Origin of the sequence: Enterovirga sp., assembly GCF_028290205.1 — a bacterium.
In the GTDB taxonomy this organism is placed as follows: Bacteria; Pseudomonadota; Alphaproteobacteria; order Rhizobiales; family Beijerinckiaceae; genus Enterovirga.
In genome coordinates this window covers 1-3379 of record NZ_JAQGKF010000194.1, presented here as the reverse complement: position 1 = coordinate 3379, position 3379 = coordinate 1, and the positions used below count along the sequence as shown (strand labels likewise).

2 protein-coding genes are annotated in these 3379 nt (G+C 67.2%); one reads left to right on the top strand and one right to left on the bottom strand.

Features of this window, described 5'->3' with window-relative positions:
* A partial coding sequence (rpsD, locus tag JWR86_RS13665; protein ID WP_299566540.1) for a 30S ribosomal protein S4 occupies nt 1-569 on the bottom strand: 569 nt, incomplete at its 3' end.
* Between the two features lie 548 nt (nt 570-1117).
* Here rpsD and JWR86_RS13660 point away from each other — a divergent pair.
* On the top strand, nt 1118-3379 hold a 2262-nt coding region (locus JWR86_RS13660; protein WP_299566537.1), incomplete at its 3' end, for a glutamate synthase central domain-containing protein.

Below are 3379 nucleotides of genomic sequence, written 5' to 3'. Positions count from 1 at the left end.
TACGGCACGTCGGCCGGCAGCGGGATGCGGGTGACCTTGGCCGTCATCCTGGTGTGGTCGACTTCGTAATAGTCCGGCACGTCACGCTCGGCGAGGCCGACGGACTCGAGGACGATGAGGAGCTGCTTGGAGCTTTCCTTCACCTCGATCACGTCGCCCGGACGCACCAGGAAGGACGCGATGTTGACGCGACGTCCGTTGACCTTGATGTGGCCGTGGTTGACGAACTGGCGCGCCGCGAACGGCGTCGGGGCGAACTTGGCGCGGTACACGACCGCATCCAGGCGGCGCTCGAGCAGGGCCACCAGGTTGTCGCCCGAGTCGCCCTTCATGCGAATGGCTTCCTGGTAGTACTTCCGGAACTGCTTCTCGGAAATATTGCCGTAATAGCCCTTCAGCTTCTGCTTGGCGCGCAACTGCGTGCCGAAGTCGGACATCTTGCCCTTGCGGCGCTGTCCGTGCTGGCCGGGGCCGTATTCGCGGCGGTTGACGGGGCTCTTCGGGCGGCCCCAGATGTTCTGGCCCATGCGGCGGTCAAGCTTGTGCTTCGCCGTGACTCTCTTCGACATTCGCGCATCCCTCGTGGTCGCCGCATCGGCGAGGATCGCGCCCTCCTTTCCCGGTCGGACGAAAAGCCGGCCGGGCGACAGCGCCGGGTCTCGGGACCGGCACACGGGTGCGTAAAATGATACGCGCGGCCCTTTACGAACCGCGCGCAGAGGCCGCTTAGGCTGGGGCTCCCGCGAAGTCAATCACGGCGGGACGGAGACGGCGGAAACGCTTGTGCGGGCGCGGGATATCTGGCACGTTTCCAAAGTAGGACAGTGATGCTGTCCAACCTGCCGCCGGGTTCTCTCGCCCGGCGCGGGGGTCGCATCGAGGTGAGCGCTGTGGTTCTGATCTCGGAACCGAAACGTGACGTGACGGACGCCCGCTGCAAGCGGGCCATGCGGGTGCGCGCCGGCTAAGAGCCCGCGCAAGGCCCGCGAGAAGCGGGCGCGAAAAGGGGTCGCGGCCGCACGAGAGATGGCGGAGGCGGCCCGGCAACATCCTTGCTTCAGGGTCAGCCGACGCCACGACGAAGGCGCTCCCTGTGAGCGAAGGCGAGGATGTGGCGATGAGCGGATCCGGCGGACGGACAAGCGGGGCAGCGGCCGGCGGCACGGCGGCCGTGAGCGGTCGCGACCCGCTGTTGCCCGGACCCCAGGGCCTCTACGACCCTTCGCGGGAGCACGATTCCTGCGGCGTCGGCTTCGTGGCCGACATGAAGAACCGCAAGTCGCACCGGATCGTCGAGCAGGGCCTCCAGATCCTGGCCAATCTCGACCATCGTGGGGCCGTCGGCGGCGACCCGACCATGGGGGACGGCTGCGGCATCCTGCTGCAGATCCCGCACGAGTTTTTCCGCGAGGAATGCGCAGCGCTCGGCTTCGCGCTGCCCGAGCCCGGCCAGTACGGCGTCGGCCACCTGTTCATGCCACGGGACCCGGAGAGCTGCCGCACGGTCGCCGAGATCGTCGAGCAGGCGGTCCAGTCCGAGGGCCTCGTCCTGTTGGGCTGGCGCGAGGTGCCAGTCCTGTCCGAGGACCTGAGCCCGTCCGTGGCAGCCACCGAGCCGCAGCAGCGGCAGATCTTTGTCGGCGCCGCGAAGCCGATCGAAGACGGCGACACGTTCGAGCGGCAGCTCTTCCTGCTGCGCAAGGTCATCTCGAACGCGGTCTACACCCGGCAGAACCGCCAGCTCTCCGAATTCTACCCGGTCTGCCTGTCCTCCCGGACGGTGGTCTACAAGGGCATGGTGCTGGTCAACCAGCTCGGCCGCTACTACCGCGACCTCGCCGATCCGCGCGTCGAGAGCGCGCTGGCGCTGGTGCATCAGCGCTTCGCCACCAATACCTTCCCGTCCTGGCGCCTCGCCCACCCCTACCGGCTCGTCGCCCATAACGGCGAGATCAACACGCTGCGGGGCAACGTGAACTGGATGGCGGCCCGGCAGGCCTCCGTCGATTCCGAGCTCTTCGGCAACGACATCTCCAAGCTCTGGCCGATCTCCTACGAGGGCCAGTCGGACACCGCCTGTTTCGACAACGCGCTCGAATTTCTGCTGCGCGGCGGCTACTCGCTGCCGCACGCCATGATGATGCTGGTGCCCGAAGCCTGGGCCGGCAATCCGCTCATGGATGAGGATCGGCGCGCCTTCTACGAGTACCACGCGGCCCTGATGGAGCCCTGGGACGGACCGGCCGCGATCGTGTTCACGGACGGGCGCCAGATCGGCGCCACCCTGGACCGCAACGGCCTGCGGCCCGCCCGCTACCTCGTCACCGAGGACGGGCTCGTGGTGCTGGCATCCGAGATGGGCGTGCTGCCGATCCCGGAGGAGTCGATCGTCGAAAAGTGGCGCCTGCAGCCGGGCAAGATGCTGCTGATCGACCTTGAGCAGGGCCGCATTGTCTCGGACGACGAGATCAAGCGCGACCTCGCGGCCGCCAACCCCTACCAGGACTGGCTCCGCCGCACCCAGATCGTCCTGGAGGACCTGCGCCCGGTCGAGCCGCGCCAGCCCCGCACGGACGTGTCGCTGCTCGATCGGCAGCAGAGCTTCGGCTACACGCAGGAAGACCTGAAGCTGCTGATGCAGCCCATGGCCGTGACGGGTCAGGAAGCCGTCGGCTCGATGGGCACGGATACGCCGATCTCGGCGCTCTCCGACAAGTCGAAGCTGCTCTACACCTATTTCAAGCAGAACTTCGCCCAGGTCACGAACCCGCCGATCGACCCGATCCGCGAGGAGCTCGTGATGAGCCTCGTGTCGTTCATCGGGCCGCGGCCGAATATTCTCGACCTGGAAGGCACCAGCCGGAAGAAGCGGCTCGAGGTGCGCCAGCCCATCCTCACCAACGAGGATCTGGAGAAGATCCGGTCCATTGGCCATTTCGAGGACCGGTTCGACACCAAGACGCTGGACATCACCTACCCGTCCGAGAACGGGGCGGCCGGCCTCGAGGGCGCGCTGGAGCGGCTGTGCGACCGGGCCGATGCGGCCGTGCATGGCGGCTACAACATCATTGTCCTGTCGGACCGGGGCGTCGGGCCGGATCGCATTCCGATCCCGGCGCTGCTCGCGACCGCCGCCGTCCACCACCACCTCATCCGCAAGGGGCTCAGGACCTCGGTCGGGCTGGTGCTGGAAACGGGCGAGGCCCGCGAGGTGCACCATTTCGCCTGCCTGGCCGGCTACGGCGCGGAGGCCATCAACCCCTATCTCGCCTTCGAGACGCTGCTCGCCATGAAGGACGAGATGCCGCCGGAGGTCTCGGAAAGCGAGATCGTCTACCGGTACATCACGTCCATCGACAAGGGCCTACTCAAGGTCATG